Source organism: Borreliella americana, assembly GCF_032595795.2.
Classification (GTDB): Bacteria; Spirochaetota; Spirochaetia; order Borreliales; family Borreliaceae; genus Borreliella; species Borreliella americana.
Genome location: NZ_CP132449.1, coordinates 831,936 through 855,220 on the forward strand (window position 1 = coordinate 831,936; position 23,285 = coordinate 855,220).

15 protein-coding genes are annotated in these 23,285 nt (G+C 28.2%); all 15 read left to right on the plus strand.

Annotated features, from left to right (window positions below; all coding sequences use genetic code 11):
• Positions 1–75 precede the first annotated feature (75 nt).
• Positions 76–4,491, plus strand: coding sequence for a translocation/assembly module TamB domain-containing protein (locus tag QIA00_RS04015; RefSeq protein ID WP_316257593.1), 4,416 nt, complete (start codon positions 76–78; stop codon positions 4,489–4,491).
• A 17-nt stretch (positions 4,492–4,508) separates the two neighbouring features.
• Positions 4,509–6,974, plus strand: a complete 2,466-nt coding sequence (gene bamA, locus QIA00_RS04020) for an outer membrane protein assembly factor BamA (RefSeq protein WP_316257595.1) — start codon at positions 4,509–4,511, stop codon at positions 6,972–6,974.
• A 20-nt stretch (positions 6,975–6,994) separates the two neighbouring features.
• Positions 6,995–7,528, plus strand: a complete 534-nt coding sequence (locus QIA00_RS04025) for an OmpH family outer membrane protein (protein ID WP_316257668.1) — start codon at positions 6,995–6,997, stop codon at positions 7,526–7,528.
• A gap of 285 nt (positions 7,529–7,813) precedes the next feature.
• On the plus strand, positions 7,814–10,402 hold the full coding sequence (gene mutS / locus QIA00_RS04030; RefSeq protein WP_316257596.1) for a DNA mismatch repair protein MutS: 2,589 nt from the start codon (positions 7,814–7,816) through the stop codon (positions 10,400–10,402).
• Position 10,403: 1 nt separating this feature from the next.
• Positions 10,404–11,021 carry a ComF family protein gene (locus QIA00_RS04035; RefSeq protein WP_316257597.1) on the plus strand — a complete coding sequence of 206 codons (618 nt, stop codon included), beginning with the start codon at positions 10,404–10,406 and terminating at the stop codon, positions 11,019–11,021.
• A gap of 100 nt (positions 11,022–11,121) precedes the next feature.
• The gene (gene rimP, locus QIA00_RS04040) at positions 11,122–11,559 is read left to right on the plus strand and encodes a ribosome maturation factor RimP (RefSeq protein ID WP_316257598.1); all 438 of its coding nucleotides are present in this window, start codon (positions 11,122–11,124) and stop codon (positions 11,557–11,559) included.
• Positions 11,560–11,572: 13 nt separating this feature from the next.
• On the plus strand, positions 11,573–13,015 hold the full coding sequence (gene nusA, locus QIA00_RS04045; RefSeq protein ID WP_316257599.1) for a transcription termination factor NusA: 1,443 nt from the start codon (positions 11,573–11,575) through the stop codon (positions 13,013–13,015).
• Positions 13,016–13,017: 2 nt separating this feature from the next.
• Complete coding sequence (gene infB, locus QIA00_RS04050) at positions 13,018–15,537, plus strand: translation initiation factor IF-2 (protein ID WP_316257601.1); 2,520 nt, start codon at positions 13,018–13,020, stop codon at positions 15,535–15,537.
• Between the two features lie 23 nt (positions 15,538–15,560).
• The gene (rbfA, locus tag QIA00_RS04055) at positions 15,561–15,923 is read left to right on the plus strand and encodes a 30S ribosome-binding factor RbfA (RefSeq protein WP_316257602.1); all 363 of its coding nucleotides are present in this window, start codon (positions 15,561–15,563) and stop codon (positions 15,921–15,923) included.
• A gap of 2 nt (positions 15,924–15,925) precedes the next feature.
• Positions 15,926–16,774 carry a tRNA pseudouridine(55) synthase TruB gene (gene truB / locus QIA00_RS04060; protein ID WP_316257603.1) on the plus strand — a complete coding sequence of 283 codons (849 nt, stop codon included), beginning with the start codon at positions 15,926–15,928 and terminating at the stop codon, positions 16,772–16,774.
• Positions 16,775–16,972: 198 nt separating this feature from the next.
• Positions 16,973–17,239 carry a 30S ribosomal protein S15 gene (gene rpsO / locus QIA00_RS04065; protein WP_002557393.1) on the plus strand — a complete coding sequence of 89 codons (267 nt, stop codon included), beginning with the start codon at positions 16,973–16,975 and terminating at the stop codon, positions 17,237–17,239.
• 16 nt (positions 17,240–17,255) lie between these two features.
• Positions 17,256–19,424, plus strand: a complete 2,169-nt coding sequence (pnp, locus tag QIA00_RS04070) for a polyribonucleotide nucleotidyltransferase (protein ID WP_316257604.1) — start codon at positions 17,256–17,258, stop codon at positions 19,422–19,424.
• Positions 19,425–19,431: 7 nt separating this feature from the next.
• Positions 19,432–20,943 (plus strand): ligand-binding sensor domain-containing protein, encoded by a 1,512-nt coding sequence (locus QIA00_RS04075; RefSeq protein ID WP_316257605.1) that lies wholly within the window; start codon positions 19,432–19,434, stop codon positions 20,941–20,943.
• The gene (locus QIA00_RS04080) at positions 20,918–22,207 is read left to right on the plus strand and encodes an LptF/LptG family permease (protein WP_316257607.1); all 1,290 of its coding nucleotides are present in this window, start codon (positions 20,918–20,920) and stop codon (positions 22,205–22,207) included. The genes QIA00_RS04075 and QIA00_RS04080 overlap by 26 nt, the downstream gene beginning before the upstream one ends.
• Positions 22,204–23,271: an LptF/LptG family permease gene (locus tag QIA00_RS04085; RefSeq protein ID WP_316257608.1), complete on the plus strand. Its 1,068-nt coding sequence runs from the start codon at positions 22,204–22,206 to the stop codon at positions 23,269–23,271. The genes QIA00_RS04080 and QIA00_RS04085 overlap by 4 nt, the downstream gene beginning before the upstream one ends.
• Positions 23,272–23,285 lie beyond the last annotated feature (14 nt).

A 23,285-nucleotide genomic window follows, 5' to 3' on the forward strand; every position in this document is an offset into this window, starting at 1 on the left:
TTCTCTTCCTTTCTTTTGATGTCAATAATTAGGTTATCGATAATTATTATATAATAATAATTATCGATAGAGTGTATGAATTTATTGTTTTTGAGAAATAAGACTTTTTTATTATGGATTTTACCATTTTTTATTTTTGTTTTAATAATTTTTTCCATTAATACATTTGTTCAAGTTCAAATTTATTCTGCAAAGTTTTTTGCTATAAAATATCTTGAATCAAAATTTGGCTTTAGGATTAAATATGATAAAATTTCACCGTATTTCTTATCATCAATCAAGATAGACGGTTTAGAGTTAAGCTTAGATGGAAAAGATAAAATATTAATAGATATCGTTAGGGTAGATTTGAATCTGTTTAAATTAATTTTAGGTGATGAAAATATTATTTTAAATGTTTATGTTAAAGGGAGTAATTTTAATTTTGATATAAACAACTTTAGTTTATTATCTGGCAATTTAAATCCTAGCAATGTTTATCCTGACAATGAAAATGTAATTTTAAATAAAATTTTAAACTATCTTTATAGATTAAATATTAATTTAGAAAATATTAATATTAATATTAGGCTTAATAATGATAGTTGGTTAAATTTTAAAGTTAAAAATTTTTCTTTAAGTACCGTAGATGAAGATTTTTTATTTAGCTCTGTAGTTGATTTTAGTGCTGTTAAGAATTTAGAAATTAATTTAACGCCTGAAATAGTTGATGATGGAATTTTGGATTCAACTTTCTATTTTGAGGGGAAATTCAAAAAAGGCTTTGAGGATGGTTATATTAATTTTAGTTTTTTTGAATTTAAAACAAGTTATTTTTCTTTACTTGAGCAAGGGTTTCAAATAAATTATTCAAAAGGAAATTTAAAAATTTTTAATTTACGAAGAGAGAATTTTGATTTTAATTTAAGTTATGACAAGGCCAATGGTTTTGTTCGATTAGATGCTTTATTTTTCAATATTAATCTTTTAGATTGGATTAAGCTGAACAAAGGCTTTGAAATTTATAAAGATTATTTTGATATCACTTTAAATGGGCAATTGGCATTTTCTTATGATTTTAAGGACAAAGATTTAAGATATGCAGGAATAATAGATTCATCTTTAAATGTAGATACCATAGGTAAAGAAATTCAAGGCTTGCAGCTTGAAATTAAGGGAGATGATAGAATTGTAAGCGTTAAGAATGCTTTTTTAAAGCTTAAAAGGGGGGTTGTAAATTATAAAGGTTATTATTCTTTAAAAGATTTGCTTCCAATAGGACGTCTTAATTTTAAGTCTGCAAAAATTTTAAACTTTAACGACCTAAATGGATATTTGGATTTTAATAAAGATAAAGATAAAGATAAAGATATTTTTTCGGTTAAGTCTAATAATTTTAGCCTTGGAAATCTTGGTTTTCAAAATTTAAGTTTAAAAACTTATTTTTTAAAGGATAAAGTTTTTGTTGACTATTTGATTTATTTAGAAAATAAAAACTCTCAAATTTCTTTAAAAGGAGATCTTAATGATGAAGAATTTTCTTTAAGTTTAGGCATTAAAGAATTTCCTTTACTTTTTTTAAAGGAAGTTATTCCTAGTTCTCACTTGATAAATTTTTTTCCTAAGACTTTATTTTCAGGTAAATATTTAAATTTGGTTTCTGATTTTAATTTTAATAAATTTGATTATCATAAAAATAAATTAAAAAAATTCAATTTCATGGTATTTTCGAAGTTAAACAATTTCAAATTTGTGCTTGATGCTAGTGGAGAAAAAAATTTTTACAAATCAAACAATTTTGATTTGCATTATAATGATCACAATTTGAATTCCAATTTATTTGTTAAACTATTTGAAGGTGGATTTAATATTAGCACGAATTTTTCTTATTTGAACAAAGTTTATCCTTTGCATTTTAATATTAATCTTAAAGATAGGTTTATTGTTGCCGAATCTCCTCTTGGTATTAAATTAAATTTTAATTATTTTGATTCCAAAACAGTTTATACCCTTAACGTTAATGATTTTAGAGTTTATAATAAAACTTCTGATCTTTTAATAAATATAAATTTTAATGGGAGCTATTTAGGCTTTAATGAAGATTTGAAATTTAAAATAGACGAGTTTAATATAATAAAAGCTTCTAAAATACCTGCCTATAATTTCAATTTTGGCTTTAAGGGCTTATATGAATATGATAAATTGTACATTTCTGATGTTAAACTTGTAAACAAACTTTCAAATTTGCAAGGATATGGACAATTTAATTTAAAAGATAATTTTAATGGAAGTTTAAATCTATTTTCTAGCTTAAATTCAGAACGATATTTTTTAGGGATTAATTCCGATGAATATGGAAGTTATTTTTTGCTTAAATTTCAAGACTTAGATTTTAATAATTTTAATTTTTTATCCCTTTTAGAAGGAAAGATTAATGGTAATTTTTTGCTAAATTTTAAAAAGAATGATTTTAAAAATTATTCTTTGAGTGGATATCTTGAGGCAGATAAATTAACGTTATTGGGCGTTCCCGTTCAGTTTTCTATGAATTTGGGATTATTGGACAATAAGCTTAACATATATGACATAAAAGCCAAGCGCAATAAAAAAGAATTTCTTACTGGAAGCCTAAGATATGATCTAATCAGTTCTATAGGTGTATCTAATATGGTTTTCAATAGTGACTTGCTTTCTTATAAGTTTAATGCAAATTTTAGAAATTTCCAAAGTGGAGTTGAAGAGCAATTTGGAGTTTTGAAAAACAAAACAGAGGGCGAATTTTTATTTAGAGATATTAAATATAAAGATGAATTTTTATCCAATCTTACTATTGAATTTAGTAATGATTTTGAAAAATTTAATATGACTTCAATTGATTATGACCTTATTAATGTTTTATACCATTATGGAAGTGGAGAATATAGCTTTATATTAAAAGATTATTTGCCTCTTAGTTTTAATTCGTCAGGCAAAATAATTAAAAATAAAATTCTTGGGAATGTTAGAGATATTAAATTTGATTCAAAAATAATCACCAAAGATTTTTTGGATTCACATTCTTTATTTAATGTTGACAATCATTTTATTCTTTACGATGTTGTTTTAAATGGTGAATTTGATATTGATGGGGATTTGTATAATCCCAATATTAGTGGAAGTTTAAATATTCAAAAAGGATCAATTAGTACCGAGTATTTAAGAGCTTCTAGAAAATTTGGTGGTGATAGGGCTTTGGAAATATTTGATATGCCAGTTGAAATTCAGGATAATAAAATCATTTTTAGCAATGAGTTTAACCTAGATCGATATTCTAAGATTTTTGTTTTTACTAGTTTAAATTTAAATTTTTTAAGTGATACTATTATTGATTATTACAAAATAGATATTAATGTAACTGGTAGAACGGGAGCTCCTATTAAATTTGACAAAATTGCCTTAAGCTTTACAGGCTATGCTTTAGGCGATTTTTCAATTGAAGGAAATGCTGATGAAATTATGTTTAAAGGCGTTTTAAATATTTCAAATGCTTGGGTTTATTCTCTTGAAAGTTCTGTGGTTGATTTATTAATAAATCCTTTCAAGCGAGCAAAAAGATTGCAAATCGTTGATATTAATCTTCTAGATTTTGATATTTTAACTGATCTTGAGATAAATTTTGACAGCGGCGTTACTTTTCATTGGCCAGATAGTAATATTTCTTTTTTACAAGCTACTATTTCAAGAGGGGATAAACTTGTAATAAAATCTGACACAAAAACAGACGATTTTATTATTAAGGGGGATTTAAATATTGCAAGTGGTTTTGTTAATTATAATAATAAAAAATTTGTCTTTAAAAGTGGTTCTTATATATCCTTTAATGAGAGTAGAGCTAAATTTGATCCATGGATAAAAGCGGAGGCTACAAATACTATTAAGGATAGAAATGATAAACTGCTTGTTACAATAAGTATTGATAGTCCTTTAAGTTTATGGAAAATTGAGTTTATGTCTTATCCTTCTAGAAATGAGCAGGAAATTAAATATTTGCTTTCAGGCTCAACAATAGAGGGGACTGAGGGAGGATTGCGATCGGCAGGAACTAATGCTGCTGAAATGGCAATTGGAATAGTGAGTGACATTGCTCTTGATTTTTTAATTCAACCCATTGAAGATTATATGCGTTCTGTATTAAACTTAGACTTGTTGAGTATAAAGACAGATATATTGAAGAATTCTATTAATAATAATTTTTTCAAAATCGGGAATCCTACTTTTGTTGATGTTCTTGACAATACAAGTGTTAAGGTAGGTAAATATCTTGTTGAAGGCGTTTTTATTAGTGGGGGTTTTGGTTTTTTGAAAGAACAAATGTCTCCTTTTTCAAAAGATTTAAATTTTGTTGTCAATTTGGGTATTGAGTTTGATTCTCCATTTTTTTTGGTTAATTATGAGTTTGATTACAATTTTATGAAAAAAGGTTTAGATGGAATAGGAAATAATATAGGCATTTCTTGGAAATTTAAATATTAAATTGTTAAGAGGTTAAGATGGGTTCAATTAGAGGTTTGTTTTTTGTAAGTTTTTTAATATTTTTTGTTGTTTTTAGTTTTGGTCAAGTTGAAAATTACAAAGGAAAGATAATAAAGGGTGTTAATTTTGAAGGACTTAAGAATAAGAAGGAGAGAGATTTTATTAATATTTTAAAACCTTACATTGGCATGGCATATTCTAATGAAATTTTTGATAAATTGCAAATTGATCTTTATTCTCTTGATTATTTTTCTGGGCTTATTAAGCCTATATTTAAAATGGATGGTGATGATCTTTTTATTACATTTATTGTAAAAGAAAAATCTTTAGTTAATTCTGTTGTTTTTTTTGATAGCAGTAGAGTTTTTTGGAATAGTGAACTTATTGAAAAGGTGAATATTAAAACCAATGAGCCTTTAAATCTTGCGAGTGTTAATAAAGGCATTGACAAGCTTGAAGAGATGTATAAAGACATGGGATATCTTGAGGTTTCTGCAAATTTTGAAATCAAAGAAGAAGGAAATTTAGTTGATATTATTTTTAATATAGTAGCTGGACCTAAATATGTTGTTAAAGGAATTGACTTTGAAGGAAATTTAAGCTTTAAAAGTAGCACTTTGAGAAAATCTTTAGCATCAAGAGTAGTGTCTCTTTTCTCGGATGGCAAATATTTAAAAAGTAATGTTGATAAGGATAAGCGTCAACTGGAGTCTTTTTATAAAAATAATGGATATATTGATGTTAAGATTATCAATAGTACTGTTGATATTAAAGATTCTCCTAAAGATTCTAAAAGGCCAGAAAAGGAAGTTTTTTTGAAATATTTTCTTTCAGAAGGCAATGTTTTTAGATTTGGAAAGCTTGAAATTTCTGGTAATTCAGTTTTTACTTTGGAAGAATTAAAAAGTTTTATTACCTTTAGTGAAGGTGATATTTTTAATGATTCTAAATTTGAGCAGGATTTTGGAAAAATTAAGGAAAGTTATTTTAAGGAAGGATATATTTTTACAGAAATTATTTCTTCACAAAAGATAAGAGGAAAATTTGTTGATTTGTTAATTAAAATTACAGAAAAGGATAAAGCTCATATTGAGTCTATTAATGTTTTTAAAAATAAAAATACAGCTTCACATGTAATACTTAGAGAGATTCCTCTTCAAGAGGGAGATGTTTTTAGTTTGGACAAGTTTAAGATGGGTATGGCAAACTTACAGCAGCTTGGCTATTTTTCAAATGTAATTCCTGATATTGTTCCAGGCAATACAGAAGGGCTTATGAAAATAAATTTAAACATTGAGGAGCGAGCAACAAGTAATTTTGGATTTGGTATGAATTTTGGAGGCAATTCAAATTCTTCGTTTCCATTCTCAGTATTTGGGCAGTGGGAGCTTTCTAATTTTTTAGGCGAAGGCTACTATTTTGCCGCAAGACTAAATTTATCTTTTTTAGAGCAAAGTCTTAGTTTGACATTTAGAGATAATTGGTTTTTTCAGAAAAGATGGACCGTTGGTGGATTTATAGATTTTTCACACTCTGTTAATACTGCTTATCAGGATATTAATGGGCCTATTTTTTCTGGCAAAAGGGAAGTTCCCGATCCATTTACAAGCTGGGAAGAATATCGAGATGCTAAAAGCTTTTCTGATTTTAATTCTATGAATTATTCTTTGCTTAAACTTGGTTTTGGAGCGTTTACCGGGTATACTTTTTCTAATTATCTTGGCAAGCAAACCCTTCTTGGTACTTTGCAAACTGCTTTAAAATATGTTTTTTATGATAATGAGGTCAACAGACCTTCAAATTATTATTTAAGAGATAATTACAAAACTTTTAGATTTGAAAATTCTCTTAGTTTGAGTGCGGCTTGGGATACAAGAAATTCTACCTCTTTATCTAATAATGGATTTTTACTTAAGCAACAGTTTGATTTTTTTGGTGGATTTTTATTTGGTCAGAGCCATTTTATTAAATCTTCTACAACCTTTGAGAGATATTTTTCTCTTTTAGGATATGAGGATGTGTTTACTCCTTATTTTGATATTATTTTAACCTTAAGAAGTGTCTATTCTAATATATTGCCTCCTCTTGGTAATGGTTTTGAAATTGAAATTCAACCCCATCACCATATAATTCTTAGTGAAAATTTTATGCAGGCTAGAGGTTGGGGGATTTTGAAAAATATTTACAGTTCTTTTGTAAATACTGTTCAGATATCAATTCCTTTGTTAAAAAATATTTTAGTTTGGGATGCTTTTTTTATAGATTTTGCTTCCTATTCTTTAGAAGGGCAAGAAAATTCTTTGTTTAGACCTTTTAGTAGTTTTGCTTTTAGCTGGGGAACTGGAATTAGAAGTCTTTTGCCTCAATTGCCGCTGTCTTTTGTAATAGCTTATCCTTTTTATTTTGACAATGATAAAGCCAAAAGTTATTACAAATATTATTCTGGATTTAAATTTTTCTTAGGGATTGAGATGAGATATTGATTAATGCTATGAAGAAATTTGTGTTTTTTTTGATTTTACCATTGTTTTTTTTATTTTCTTTTAATGTTTTTGCGATAGATGTTATTAAAATAGGAATTGTTGATTTTGATAGAATTGTGATTGAAGTTTTAAATCCTCAATTGAAAGCTAATCTTGATCAAATAAAAAATCGATATCAAGAGCAAATAAATGCGTTAAATTTAGAGCTTAAGAATTTAAGGGATATGTATGATAAATCTATTGCTGATAATGATTTAGATAATGCAAGATCTTTTGGAAATCAATATAATTTGAAAGTTGATGAGCTAAAGAGAGTGTCTAGTTTGGCAAAGAATAATTTAGAACAGCAGAGATTGGCCAATATTAATAGTTTGAATAATAATAGTGAATCTCTAAGCAAAATACTTCGTGCTATTCAATATGTTGCAGAAATTAATGGATTTTCTTTGATTATGAAGAAAAATAATCCATATATCCTTTACCACAACAGCACTGTTGATATAACAGACGATGTTGTTAAGCACCTTTTAGAAAAAAATAATAAAAATCCTTAAGGGCTTTTCCTTTCAAAATATTACGTTCTTTTTTAAAATCTTCAATTTTGCTTCAAAATAAGTTTAAATCTAGCTTAAGCAAAAAATATTGTTTATTGTGAAAAGTTTTTTGCAAATTTTTTAAAATTAATTAAATTTAAAACAGTAGCTTTTTAATATTAGATAGCTTTTGATTGTATAAAATATTGCTTTTACGGTCTTTTAATCATTTTATATTCTTCCTTTTTAATTGAATTATATTTATTTTATAATATCAATTGTAATTCAATATTATTTAGGAAGCATATGGAAAAAAATGTTACCCCAATGATGAGGCAGTATTTAGATATCAAAAAAAAATATAAAGATGCTATTCTTTTTTTCAGAGTAGGAAGTTTTTATGAAATGTTTTTTGATGATGCAATTGAGGCAAGTAAGCTTCTTAATTTAACATTGACAAAAAGAGAAAATGTTCCAATGTGTGGGGTGCCTTATCACACCAGTAAAGAATATATAAGGAAATTAATTTTATTTGACAAAAAGGTTGCAATTTGTGAACAAGCGTCTAATTCTACTTCTGGAGGGCCTTTAGAAAGAGAGGTTGTTGAAGTAATAACCCCAGGCGTTATTATTGATGAAGATTTTTTAAATGATGATGTTAATAACTATTTAGTTGCTATTAGTGATTATAAAAATTATTATTCATTTTCTTATATAGATTTATCTACTTCTAGTCTTGGGATAATGTTTTATGAGAATGGGTTTTTTGAAAAACTTAAAAGGGATCTTGAGAAATACTCTCCTAAAGAGATAATAGTTTCTGAAAATTTTTATTATGAATACTCAGAGAAGCTTAACCTTAGTAGGTTTTTAATCAACAGAGTTCCCACTTGGCATCTTGATAAGGATATTGCAATAAAAACAATAAAGGAGCATTTTAACATACTTGGATTGAGTTCTCTTGGATTTGATGAGGAAAAGCCCTATTACATTTCAATTTTTCTTATTATAAATCATATAAAAAATAATTTAAAAAATTTATTAAGTAATATTGATAAAATAGATATTAATAATGATTCTTCGTACATGTTTCTTGATGACGTAACTCAAGTTAATCTTGAACTTGTAAAAAATAACAATGATTTTTCTTCTCAATATTCATTATATTCTGTGTTAAATGATTGCAAAACTGCAATGGGGAAGAGACTTTTAAGAGAATTTATTTTAAATCCAATTTTAAATATTTCTGAGATTAATACCAGACTAGATCATGTCGAGTTTTTTTGCAAAAATATTAGCTTAACTGTGACTTTAAGAGAAATTTTTATTAATATATGGGATATTGAAAGAATAATATCTAGGATTCAAATGAAAAGGTATATTAAAAAAGATTTTTTATTTATTGAAAAAGCCCTTTCTGTATTTTTTACGGTAAAAAAGTTATTTAACAAGCATAATTTTGATTATTGGAATTTTGATAAGTTTGAAGAAGATAGTATTTCTAAAGTTTATTTTTTAATAAATAGTGCAATTTCAAGCGCACCTGATGAGCTTATTAAAAGAGGTTATGATTTAAAGCTTGATGGCTTAAAAGATTTAAAGATTAATGCAAATAAATATATTGATCAATATCTTGAATCAGAGAGATTGCTTAGCAAGATCAATAACCTAAAGATTAGAAAAACTAATAATAGGGGATTATTTTTTGAAGTTACAAAAAGTAATTATGCCCAAGTTCCATCACATTTTATGGAAAGCCAAGCTTTAAATTCTTCAAAAAGATATAAAACAGAAAAACTTATTTCTCTTGAAGCAGATATTAATAATGCTGAAGACAATGTGGTTGCTTTTGAACAGGAAATTTTTGATGAAATAGCATCAAATGTTGTTAAACATAATAAAGTTCTTAAAAAGGTTGCAGAATTTTTTGCATATATTGATTTAATTGTTAACTTTGGTTATTTGGCAAAAAAAAATGAATACAAAAGGCCTTTATTGACGTCCAGTAAAGAAATTTTTCTTGACAAATCTCGGCATCCTGTTGTTGAGCACTACATTAAAAACACTGAAATCTTTACTGAAAATTTTGTAAGGATTAATAAAGAAAAGTATTTTTGTTTAATTACTGGACCTAATATGGCAGGTAAATCAACTTATTTGCGCCAGGTAGCTTTAATTACTTTAATGGCACACATAGGTTCTTTTGTGCCAGCCTCTAAAGCTGTAATAGGAATTACAGATAAAATTTTTTGCAGAATTGGAGCAAGTGATAACATTGCCAAAGGCGAATCTACTTTTTTAGTTGAAATGAATGAAACAGCTAATATTTTAAGGAATGCAACAGAAAAGAGTTTAATAATTATGGATGAGGTTGGAAGAGGTACTAGTACTAATGATGGGCTTGCTATTGCTTATTCTATTATAGAATATATTTTAGAGTATATTAAAGCTAGAAGTTTGTTTGCCACACATTTTCATGAATTGTCGTCTATTAATCATAAAGCTTTTATTAATCTTTCAATGAAAATTGAAAAGCAAGGCAACGATCTTGTTTTCTTAAGAGAAGTTGAAGAAAAACCATCACTTAATTCTTATGGAATTTATGTTGCTCGTATAGCAGGACTTCCTTTAAGAGTGATAGATAGAGCTAATGTTATTCTAGAAACTTTGCTGGGCCGAGAGGGTAGTTCTTGTTTAGAGTTTCTTCCCCATGTTTCTTCTGATGGTAATAATAAAGAGATCTTGAAAAATGATGCTGAGATTCATATTAAATTGAATGAGTATTTGGAATTAAAAAATTTTATTTCTAACATAGATATTAATAATATTACCCCTTTTCAATCAATTGAGCTTTTAAATCAAATTGTTTTAAAGGTTGTTTCTCAGTCTAGTTAGCATGAGTTATTTAAATGCTCTAAAGAGTATATTTTTACCTTTTTGTATTTTTTGTGAAAAAAGATATGTATCTTCTAATGCTCTTTGTGACCAATGTAAGCCACTTTTTAATTTTAAAATTAAATTTGATGAAAATTTGATTTATTTTTTTGAATATAAAGAACATTACAAATCTTTAATTTTGTCTTATAAGAGGGATGCTCAAAAGTCAATTGGCAGATTTTTAGCAAGTGGAATTGCTGAATGTTTAAATAATATTGATTTTGATCAAATAGTAACCGTTCCTTGTAGTTTTAAAAGAAAATTATTTTATGGTTTTGATCATATGGAATATATTGGTATTTTATTAAGCCGTTTTGGTTTTAATTATATAAATATTTTTTCAAGAAAGTATGGAAAAAGTCAGAAGTTAATGAAAGGCAATCTCAGATTTAAAAATCTTGAAAATAAAATTAAATTAAGATCAAAATATAAAAATTTTCAGTTTAAAAAGATTGTTTTGCTTGATGATATTGTTACTACAGGAGCATCTATGTGTATTTGTGAGGATCTTATTATGCAATTGGGAGCTTATAAGGTTATAAAGCTTTCTTTGGCTAGATCTTATAATTTGGTTTAATGTTGACATTATTTTTGCTAAGTGTTAATCTTGACATAAGGTTTAGTTTATGTATTTAATAAGGTTCTTTTAAAGAACCTTATTATTTTTAGGAATACAGTTGATTAAATATTTTGATAAAAATAATGAAGTTTTTAATTTGATAAAAGATTTAACAGGGCGGTTAAATGTTGAGATATTGGAAATTAATATCTTTAGAAATAAAAATAATGGAAAAATTCAAATAGTTCTTTATAGTAAAGATTTTTCCTTAGGTGTTGATTTGTTGACCGATTTGCATAAAATGATTTTATTAATTTTAGAAGCAAATCTTAAATATGGTTTTACTTTAGAACTTTCTACTCCAGGAATAGATAGAAAAATAAAAAGTGACAGAGAGTTTAAAATTTTTGAAGGTAAAAAGATTAAGTTGATGCTAGATAATGAATTTGAAGAAGGTTTTATATTAAAGTCAAAGCCAAAAAGTTTTATTTTTAAAACAGATAGCAAAGAAGTAAATGTTTTTTATAGTGATATTAAGAAGGCCAGATTAGTTTAAGGAGGAATTTTGGATGATAAAGGGCACGGGGCATATGATTGTAAATATTGCAAATGATCGTGGCATGAGTATAGATTCTATTAGAAAAACAATTAAAGAATCGGTATTAATAGCTTATAAGAAGTATTTTGGAAGCAATGAGAATGCTTTTATCAAGTTTGATGATGATACTGGAGATTTGTCTGTTTATGCAAAAAAGAAAATTGTAAAAGAGGTAAAAGATTCTTTGCTTGAAATATTAGAAAAAGATATCTCAAAGGAAAATATTGTAGAAGGTGGTTATGCTTACATTGAAATTAATCCTAAAGTTTTTGATAGGCTTTCTATTCAGGTTGCCAAACAAAGAACCAAAAATGACTTGCAAGGAATTGAGGATAATGAGATTTTATCAGAATTTAAAAGCAAGTTGAATAAGGTTGTTATTGGATACGTTCAACAAAATAGAAATGGTGATCTTTATGTTAATCTTGGCAATACGGATGGTATCATTCCCAAAAAGTATCAGTCGCCAAGAGAAGTTTATAACCTTAATGATAAGATTAGAGTTTTAGTTTATAGTGTCAAAAAGGGAAAAAATGGTATTGAAGTTATTCTTTCTAGAACCCATCCAAAGTTTATTGAAGAGCTTTTGGCGCTTGAGATTCCAGAAATCGAAGAGGGTATTATTAAGATTCATAAAATAGTTCGTGATCCTGGTTATAGAATCAAAGTTGCAGTTTATTCTGAAAAAGAAGAGATTGATCCTGTTGGTCCTTGTATAGGGCAAAAAGGGGTCAGAATTCAATCTATAATTAAGGAGCTTGAAGGAGAAAAAATCGATATTATCCCTTATAGTAAAGATATTAAAGAATTTATAAAGGATTCTTTGACTCCTTCTAAGATAGAACATGTTTATATTCTTGACGAGGATTTACATAAAGCTTTAGTAGTTGTTAGCGATGACCAACTTTCTCTTGCTATAGGTAAAATGGGTCAAAATGTTAGACTTGCCAATAGACTTCTTGACTGGGCTATTGATGTTAAAACTAGTAGTCAATTTGCAGAAATGAAAGCTAATTCAGAGTTTAAGCAAGAAACGCTTGAAATGTTTGATAAAGTTATGCAGGATGTTGTTGAAGAGGAGCAATTTGAAGAGATCAGTAAAATAAGTGATCTTAAATTACTCGATTCTTCTGTGATTTCTAATTTATCAAAAGAGGGACTTGATGATATTAATAATTTTTTACAAGCAGATGAGGGGGTGCTTTTTAATCTTGGTGTAAGTTATGAAAAACAAGAAGAAATTAACAAAATATTAAAAGAGGGGATGATAATAATTTCTAATGACAATGATGAGTCTATGGAAAAGGTAGAAGAAGAGCTTCTTTGTCCTGAATGTGGTGTTGTTATTAATGAAAATATGACCTCCTGTCCGGGTTGTAAAATAGGGCTTAGTTTTGAGTTTGAGGAGGAGTAGGTTTGTCGAAAAATATTGATGATATTAAAAATGAAGATGGCAAAAAAATTAAGATTATTAAGTTAAAAAAGAAGGTGGTAAAAATTGTAACACACAATGATTTAAACGGTAAAAATGATTCAAATGGTTCTGTTGATTTGCATAAACACAGCAGCAAAGCTGAATATTCTCAAAACAGAGACAGCAGAACTGGTGGATATTCACAAAGCAGAGACAACAGAACTGGTGGATATTCACAAAACAGAGACAGCAGAACTGGTGGATATTCACAAAGCAGAGACAACAGAACTGGTGGATATTCACAAAACAGAGACAGCAGAACTGGTGGATATTCACAAAGCAGAGACAACAGAACTGGTGGATATTCACAAAACAGAGACAACAGAACTGGTGGATATTCACAAAACAGAGACAACAGGGGGGCTGGTGGATATTCACAAAACAGAGACAACTCAGCTTCTCAATATCAAGGTTTGGCAAAGAGAACATATGTTGCCAAAAATAATCCTCAAAATAAATATACTACTACTTCTATGTCTTTTAGAAGAGTTATAAAAACCAAAATTCCTGTTGTTGGCAGCACACCTTCAGCAGATTCTGAGAATAGTAAAGAGTTAAATCGTAAACTTGGTGAGAAAAAAAAACAGCAACAAGAGAGTCAAAAAAGCTATAAGAGAAAAAAAGCAGAAACTGAGAGCAAAACAATTGAGCAAAAAGTTTTTGAACAACTTCAAAAAAAGAAAAGAGAAAATTTAGCTAACCCTATTCCAAAGTCAATTGACATTATGGGTAGCATTACTGTTTCTGATCTTGCAAGAAAGATGAATTTAAAATCCTCTGATTTGATTGCTAAATTAATGGCTTTGGGTGTAATGGTGACTATTAATGAAAAAATAGATTCTGATACGGCAACTATTTTAGTTGAAGAGTATGGTTCAAAAGTTAATGTTGTCTCTATTTATGATGAAACGGTTATAGAAGAAGAAGTGGAGGATCAAAGTAAAAGAGTTGAAAAGCCCCCTGTTATTACAATAATGGGTCATGTTGATCATGGCAAGACTAAACTACTTTCTGTACTTCAAAATATAGATATAAATCAAACAGAGTCTGGTGGCATTACTCAACATATTGGAGCTTATACTATTGTTTATAATGATCGAGAAATAACATTTTTAGATACTCCTGGCCATGAAGCTTTTACTATGATGAGAAGTCGTGGGGCTCAGGTTACAGACATTGTTGTTCTTGTTGTGTCAGCAATTGATGGTGTTATGCCTCAAACTATTGAGGCCATCAATCATGCAAAAGAAGCAAATGTTCCAATTATTGTTGCCATAAATAAGATTGATTTGCCAGATTCAAATCCCGATAAGATTAAACATCAGCTTTCAGAATACGGTTTAGTATCTGAGGATTGGGGGGGAGACACTATTTTTGTGCTGATTTCTGCTCTTAAAAAGATAGGAATTTCTGAACTTCTTGATATGATTCTTTTACAGTCAGATATGATGTTGCTAAAGGCAAATCCATCTAAAAGAGCTATTGGAAAAGTACTTGATGCCAAGATTGATTTGGGGCGAGGAATAGTTTGTTCTGTTATTATTGAGGATGGAACTCTTTATGTGGGAGATTCTTTTGTGGGCGGAGCGTGTTATGGTAAAGTTAAGGCATTAATTAGCGACAAGGGTATTTCTGTTAAGAGCGTTGGGCCTGCTAAAGCCATTAGTGTTTTGGGATTTTCTTCAATGCCTCAGGCTGGGGACCCTTTTCAAGTAACCAAAACTGAAAAAGAAGCAAAATTGATCAGCTCCAAAAGACAAGATCTTAAAAAATATGAATCTTCCAAAAATGTAAAAAAAGTTACCATGTTAAACCTTTATGATTCAATCAAAGAAGGAACGCTTAAAGAGCTTAAAATAATTTTAAAAGCAGATGTTCAAGGATCAGTCGAAGCGTTAAAGAATTCTCTTGAAAAATTAACAAACGATGAAGTTCGAGTAAGAGTTGTGCATTCATCAGCAGGAGTAATAACTGAAACAGATATTAGTTTTGCTTCAGCAAGCGATGCTATTGTTATTGGATTTCATGTAAGGCCTACTGCAAAAGCTCAGGTGCTAGCAGATCAGGAAAAAGTTGAGATTAGAAAGTATAATGTTATTTATGATGCTATAAATGATGTTAAGTCAGTTCTTGAGGGAATGCTTGAACCAGATGTTGAGCAGCAGTTTATTGGTTTTGCTGAAGTAAGAGCTGTAATAAATGTTCCTAAAATTGGGGTAATAGCCGGTTGTTATGTTTCTCGAGGACTAATAAAGCGAGATGCGATTACTAATGTAATGAGAGATGGTTTGCAGATTCATTCCGGCAAAATTTCATCTTTAAAGCGATTTAAAGATGATGTTAAAGAAGTTGCTGAACAATATGAGTGTGGTGTTGTGATTGATAATTATGCTAATATTAAAGAAGGAGATATAATTGAAGCATTTGAGATAAAAAAGGTGAAAAAGTCTTTTAAAACTTAGTATTGTTTTATTTATATGTGTTTATGTATAAGAATATTAAAAAGTTTAAGCTTGAAAGTTTTATTGCTCAAGAAATTGGCAATTTAATAGTAAGCGGGGGGATTAAAGATCCCAGAATTCATTCATTTTTAACCGTGGTTAAAGTAGAATTTTCAAAAGATTTAATAAATGCTAGGGTGTTTGTGGGCTCTATCAAGGAGGGCGCTTCTTTGGATAATGCAGTTAAAGCTTTAAATAATGCTAAGGGATTCATCCAAAGTCAAATTATTAAGCGAATTAAAGTTAGAAGTACTCCTAAATTATTATTTGTTAAGGATGATTCTCTTTCTAAGTCATTTTATGTTAATAAGTTAATTGAAGGATTAAATACTACAAGAGAGAATTAAATTTGGAAAATGGATTCCTTTTAATTAATAAAGAACAAGGTAAAACCTCTTTTGAAACTCTTTTTCCTGTAAAAAAATATTTTAATACAAATCGTGTTGGGCATGCTGGTACACTTGATAAATTTGCAAGTGGAATTTTGATTGGTCTTGTAGGAAAATATACAAAGCTTTCAAGTTATTTTACTTCTTTAGATAAAGAGTATGTAGCAGAATTTAGATTTGGATTAGAAACAGATACCCTTGATCCAAATGGAAGAATAGTGAATAAAACCGATCATATTCCTAATTTAGAGGATATAGATTTAAAGCTTAAAGATTTTGTAGGAGATATTTATCAAAGTCCTCCCAAATTTTCTTCTGTTCATATTGATGGCAGCAGAGCCTATAAACTTGCTTTGAATGGAAAGTTTTTTGAAATTAAAAAACGAAGAGTAACTGTTTATAATATTCAAAGATTAAGTTATGATTTTACTTCTTCTTTACTTGGTTTGAAAATTAGCTGCTCAAAGGGTACTTATATTAGGAGTATTGCAAGAGATTTAGCCTATTCTCTAAACTCTTGTGCGTATGTTAGCAGTTTAAAAAGAACCAAAGTAGGTATGTTTAGATTAAAAGATTCAACATTGTGTGAAAATTTAAGTAAAGCCCCCTTAATTAGTCTAGAATCTTTAAAAAATTTTGAAAAGGTTTACATTGATTCTAATAAGATAAATTTTGTTAAAAATGGCGTTTATTTTGAAATTAAAATCAATATTAATGAATTTAAGATTTTAAAATCCAGAGAAGAAAAAGTATTAGCAGTAATTCAAGGGGTGGGTTTGAATAAATATAAGTATGTTATTATATTTTAATTATAAATATGTTATGACATTTTAATTTTATATTTGTTTTTTTAAACAATTTAATAATTTATTATTAAAAATAACCTGAAAAGGGTAAATTGCTTTTGTTATTTTTAAGAAAAAATATTATAATCTATCGTAGTAGTTATTTTAAATTATAGCAAGAGGTTTGTTAGAGCTTTGCTATAATGGTATAGGAGTTGCTTTATGATAGATAAAAAGCAAAAGCAAAAAATAGTTTCTGAATTTGGAAAAAATGAAAGCGATACTGGTTCTGTTGGGGTTCAGATTGCACTTATTACAGGTAGAATAAAGTATTTAACTGAACATTTAAAGATAAATAAAAAAGATCATAGTTCAAAAAGAGGCTTGTTGAAGTTGGTAGGGCAAAGACGAAGTTTGTTGCGGTATTACCAGAAAAAAGATTTAGAAGCTTATAGGATGTTGATATCTAAACTTGGTCTTAGAAAATAAAAAGAGGTTGTGAATTTTGAGGAAAATATTAAAGTTGAAAATAGGCAGAGACGAGTTGGTGTTTGAGACCGGATTTATGGCTAAACAGGCTAATGGATCAGTTCTTGCAACTTATGGGGGATCTTCGGTTCTTGCAACTGTTTGTTGTTCGAGTAATGTGAGAGAAGATTTAGATTTTGTTCCGCTTTCTGTTGAATATAATGAGAAATACTATGCAGCTGGTAAAATTCCAGGAGGATTTATCAAAAGAGAAGGAAAGCCAAAGGATAAGGAAATACTTGTTTCCAGGTTAATAGATAGGCCAATGAGGCCTCTTTTTGATAAAAGATTTGGTCGAGAAATTCAAGTAATTCCTACGACCTTAGCTACAGATCAGCTCAATCCGCCTGATATTGTTGGAATGAATGCTGCTTTTACGGCGGTTTTTTTGTCAGACATTCCGTTTAACGGTCCAATTGCAGCTGTTAGAATGGTTTATTTGAATGGTAAGTTTATAGTAAACCCTTCATTTGAAGAGATTCATGATTCTGATCTTGATATTGTTGTTGCCGGAAGTTTAAATGGAATTACTATGGTAGAAGGTGGTGCTAATGAGGTTAGTGAGGATATTTTGCTCTCAGCAATAGACGGTGCGCATGAATATATTAAACAAATTTGCAATGCTCAAAAAGAATTTTTAGATATTGTAGGTAAAAAAGAAAAACTTCCTTTAGCTTTTGAAGAAAAAATATTTGAATTTAAAGATGAGCTTAGAGATTTTGTTTATGATGATCTTAAAGAAGCTTGCTTTGTTAAGGGAAAGCTTAATAGAGATAAAGCGATAACTTTTCTGCGAAATAAATCTTATGAGCATTTTTCTTCTCTTGAGAAGTTAACTGATAGTAATGAGTCTCTTTTTCATAAAGCTTTTGATGATTTTGAGAAGGAAATTGTTAGAAGTTCTATTCTTAACGACAATATTAGAACAGATGGCAGAACTCCCAGTGAGATAAGAGATATTATTTCAGAAGTTGATATTTTAAGTAGGACGCATGGATCTGCACTTTTTACAAGGGGAGAAACGCAAGCTTTAGCGGTAACTACTCTTGGTACAAGCATTGATGAGCAAATAATGGATGATATTGATGGCGATAAGCGCCTTAATTTTATGCTCCATTATAATTTTCCTCCATTTTCAGTTGGTGAAACCGGTAGACTTATGACCGGCAGGCGCGAGATTGGGCATGGTCATTTAGCTCAAAGAGCTTTAGAATCAATGGTTCCTGGAAAAAATGATTTTCCTTATACTATTAGAGTAGTTTCTGAAGTTTTAGAGTCTAACGGATCTTCTTCAATGGCTACTGTTTGTGCTGGTAGCATGTCTTTAATGTCAGCGGGGGTTCCTGTTAAAGGGCAAGTTGCAGGAATAGCCATGGGGCTTATTAGCGAAGGGGATAAATATGTGGTTTTAAGTGATATTCTTGGAGAAGAGGATCATTTAGGTGATATGGACTTCAAAGTGGCTGGTACAAAAAATGGAATTACTGGATTTCAAATGGATATTAAGATTGAAAATGTTACCAAAGATTTAATGAGGGATGCTCTTGAGCAGGCAAGAATAGGTAGAATACATATATTATCTATTATGAATACTGTAATTTCTAATTCAAGAGTTGGCATATCTAAGTATGCTCCCAAAATTGTTCAACTTCAAATTGACATTGATAAGATATCTCTTGTGATAGGATCTACTGGAAAAACCGTTAAGGCTATAACAGATGAGTTTGAAGTTAAGGTTCAAATTGAACAGAATGGGAAAATCATTCTTTTCGGGGATGATGATTTTAAGATGCAAAAGGCCAAAGAAAGAATAGAGAGTATTGTAAGAGAACCAAAGGTAGGCGAAATTTATGAAGGAATTGTTAAAAAGATTAATAGCTTTGGGGCCTTTATTGAACTTACTCCTGCAAAGGAAGGATTTTTAAGTACTCGTTTAAAACCTAGAGACAGTAAGTATGGTTCTGGAAGATTTGGGAATAGTAATAGATATTCTAGATTTGGTAGTGGTGGAGATAATATAAGAGGTAATGCGGGGTTAGCTCGTCCTCCAAAATTAGAAGAAGGTCAGCGAATTAAGGTTAAAATAATTGATATAGACAAATTTGGAAAAATTGATCTTGAAATTGTTAGAGATAAAGATTATTAAGATAATAATGAAATTTGTTTTGAATAATTTATTTAAAGGTTGTCTTATATATTTTGTCTTGTTTTTTTCCTGCCTTACTACAAATAAATCTATTCAAGATTCTCATATTAGTGATATTGTAGAGAATAAAAAAGAATCAGTTATTATTGATGATAATAACGATGCTTTTGAGAGTGAATTTAAAAGAGACTATTTGATAGGATTAAAAGATAATGAATCTTTTTTTCTTAGTGATGCTTTTTTAAAAGAAAATAATTTTTATTTTAAAAAAGCCAGAGTAAGTTATGCTAAAAAAAATATTGGCTTGACAAATTATTATTTGAATAAAATAGTAGCCAATGGGGATAAGCACAGCAGGGAATTGCTAGCTAAGGCAAATTTGTTTTTTGGATATGTAAATTATGAGAATGGTTTTTATGATCTTTCCGAATATAATTTTGATTTATTTTTAAAAGACTATAAGTATTCTCATGCTAGTTTAAGATCAGCTGAATTGAAATATCTTGCTAGAGAAAAATTGGATGCAATTTCTGTATTTAAAGAGATTAATGAATTTTCTATCTCAGGTTATGATAAAGAGATTTATGATTTTTTGAGTAATAAACTTGGGGTAAGCCATTTAAACTTAGAGTCTTTAGGATTTCTTGACAATAGTGTTTTTGATACATTTGTCTTTAATGATGATATATTTGTAACTAATATATTGGGAGGGCTTTTAAGATATAATATTAAAAAAAATGATTGTAGAGTTTATCTTAAGGATAAAAAAAGCATTTTTTTAAATGGCATTAGGGGTTTTGCGGATTATAATGGAACAATTTATATTGGTGGTAAAAATGTTGTTTATTATATAGATGATGTTGATGGGGACTTGAAGCAAATAAGTGTTCCCAGTAATGCTGATTTTAGTAATGTACAAGTTTTGCTCGGTGTTAAAAATGGAATATTTGTTGGTACTCTAAATTCTGGGCTATGGTTTTATGACTTAAAAAATTGGAAAAATGTACCTCTTGGATCCAGTAAAATTTCTTCACTCTGCTTTGATAGTTTAAAAAATTTATTGATGGTTGGAACAGTTGACAAGGCTATTTATAGTATTAATGTAGATAATTTGAAAAAGATCGAACATTTAGATTTTTTTAGCAAGAGTGATAATGAAAAAAATATTAATTTTATAAAAAAATATAAAGATAGTTATTTTGTCGGAACATATGGCGGGGGTCTTTTTGAATTAGATTTAAATAAAAATAGTTATAAAAAGCATATTATTGCCAATAATATTGATGTTAATTATTTTATGGATATGGAGATTAAAGATAAAAAGTTATTGTTTGCAACCTTTGATCATGGATTATTGATTTATGATTCTGAAAATGACAATTGGGATTATTTTGGACCCAATAATGGACTTCTTAATTTGAATTTAATAAAAGTTTCTAGATTTGAAAATTATGTCATATTGGGCACTCTTAATAACGGTTTGGTTTTTGTAGATGAAAATATTAAAAAACAGTTATGAGTCTTACATAATTACTGAATTTTTTAAATATTTTTTAATTACTTTTTTATTTTTCTTTTTCGTATTCTTTATAAATCAAATTTTATTCTTTATGAGAATACTTCTTCAAAATTATGTTCCCTTTTTGAAGGCTTTTATTTTTATTATATATTCTCTTCCTATGGTTATTGCGCTTTCTCCCCCTTTTGCTTCTTTGATTTCAGTAATTCTTACTATTCATAAATTCAAGCTTCACAATGAAATTTTAGCTTTTCGTTCAATTGGCATATCAATTTTTGATTTACTTGTCCCATTTTTTAAATTGGGAATAGTTATTGTTTTTATATCTTTTATATCTAATGATATTTTACTTCCACTTGGATCTATTGGTAGGTTAAAAATTTTTAATGAAATAAAAGAAGAAGTTCCCCATTTGGTATTAAAGCCTTATTCAAGCAAGCAATATGGAGATTTGATTTTTGTTTCTGGTGAGAAATCGGAAAATGGTTATAAAAATGTAACTTTTTTTGATAACACTGGGCTTAAGGGTTTTGATAGAATATTTATGGCAAAAAATCTTGATATTAGAAAAGAAAATTTTCAAGTATATTTTATTTTAAATGATGTTATATCTATTGCTTTAACAGACAGTGAGAGTGGATTTTATGATTATTTTTATGCAGATAAGATGAAATATTCAATCGATCAGGTTACATTTAGTGATAGTTTTTTATTAAATTATGTAACTCCTTCTCAAATGAGCATGAGGGATGTTATACAATTAATTAAAAAGCAAAATAATTTAATTGCAGATTCAAATATAAAAAATAATCTAGAAGGAGACTTTTTAAGTTTAAATTTTTCAAATCTTTATTTAAATTATTTATACAATCAAAACTATTATATGGATGAATCTTATGTTTTTGAAAATTTAAACTATATGTATAATTTAAATTTAAATTTCAAACCCTATCAAGATAGAAGCATGAAGCAAAATTTGGCTCTGTTTAATCTTGAATTTTATCAAAAAATTAGTTTACCACTTTCAGTTTTATTTTTTATTTTTTTAGCTTTTTCAATGGGAATGTATTCTAATAGAAAATATTCCATTATTCTTGAACTTGTAATTTCAATTATTGTTTGTGTTTTTTATTGGGTAATGTTTATTGGTGGAAAAGTTTATACTGTGCAGTATGCACCAAATCCTATTATTGTTACTATTTTGCCCAATTTAATTTTAATTATTGCAGGAGCAATTCTCTTTTTGAGATTGTTAAAAAAATGAAAATAGATAAGCTTTTTGTAAAAAGCATCATTCTTACTTTTTTGTCCATGAACTTACTTTTCATGATTTTAATTATGCTTGGTGATTTGTTTGTTAATCTTCTTAATTATCTTGAAAAGAATATTGGCCTTAAAGATATTCTTTATATTTATTATTTATATTTGCCAAAGGCATTCTCAGATGGGGTGGCTTTATCTTTTCTTTTTGCTATTTCGAATCTTATTGGCAATCTTTCTATGAGAAATGAAATAATAGGTCTTTTTAGTTGTGGAGTTCCACTTACCAGGATATTAAAACCAATCATTTTAATTAGTATATTTATTTCAGTTAGTCTTTTCTTTTTTGATAATTATTTAGTAATAGACACTATAGCAAAAAGAGATCTTCTTATTAAGAATAGCATTGGCAATAGTGGATCTGGTGATAAAACCATAATAATAAGAGATCTTGCTAGAGAAATTTATAATATTAAATCTTATGATATTGATGAGAATACTTTTTCTAATTTGATGATTATAATTAAAGACAGCAAAGATGAATTTCAAACAAGGTATGATATAAATAAAGCCGAATGGAAAGATAATAAATGGAAGCTTTATGGTATTAGAGAGTTTGTTAGGGTTGATAAAAAAATTAAAGAGAATGCCTACGATGTTCTTGATGGGACAGGAATTATTAAGCTGGCGCCCGATTACATAAGAACCGTAATGCTCTCATCAAAGGCATTAAATTTTACTAAACTTATAAATTGGATAAGTTTTCTCAAAGCCGAACGTTTAAATTATTCTGATGCATTGTTTGATTTGTTAAATAGGATATTCTTTTCATTTAGATTGATTCTTCTCAGCTTTACTGTTGGGTTTATTGCTCTTGCTCTTAAAAAAAATATTTTTATACTCAGCTTATTAAATAGCATTGCTTTTGCTGTTGTTTATGTTATTTCCATTGTGATTTTTAATTTTTTAGCGGATCTTGGTTATTTACACATATATATAGCAAGCTCTTTTACAACTATATTTTTTTTGATTATCAATTTTTTTGTTTATAGGATTGTTAGGAAATAATATATATAATAATT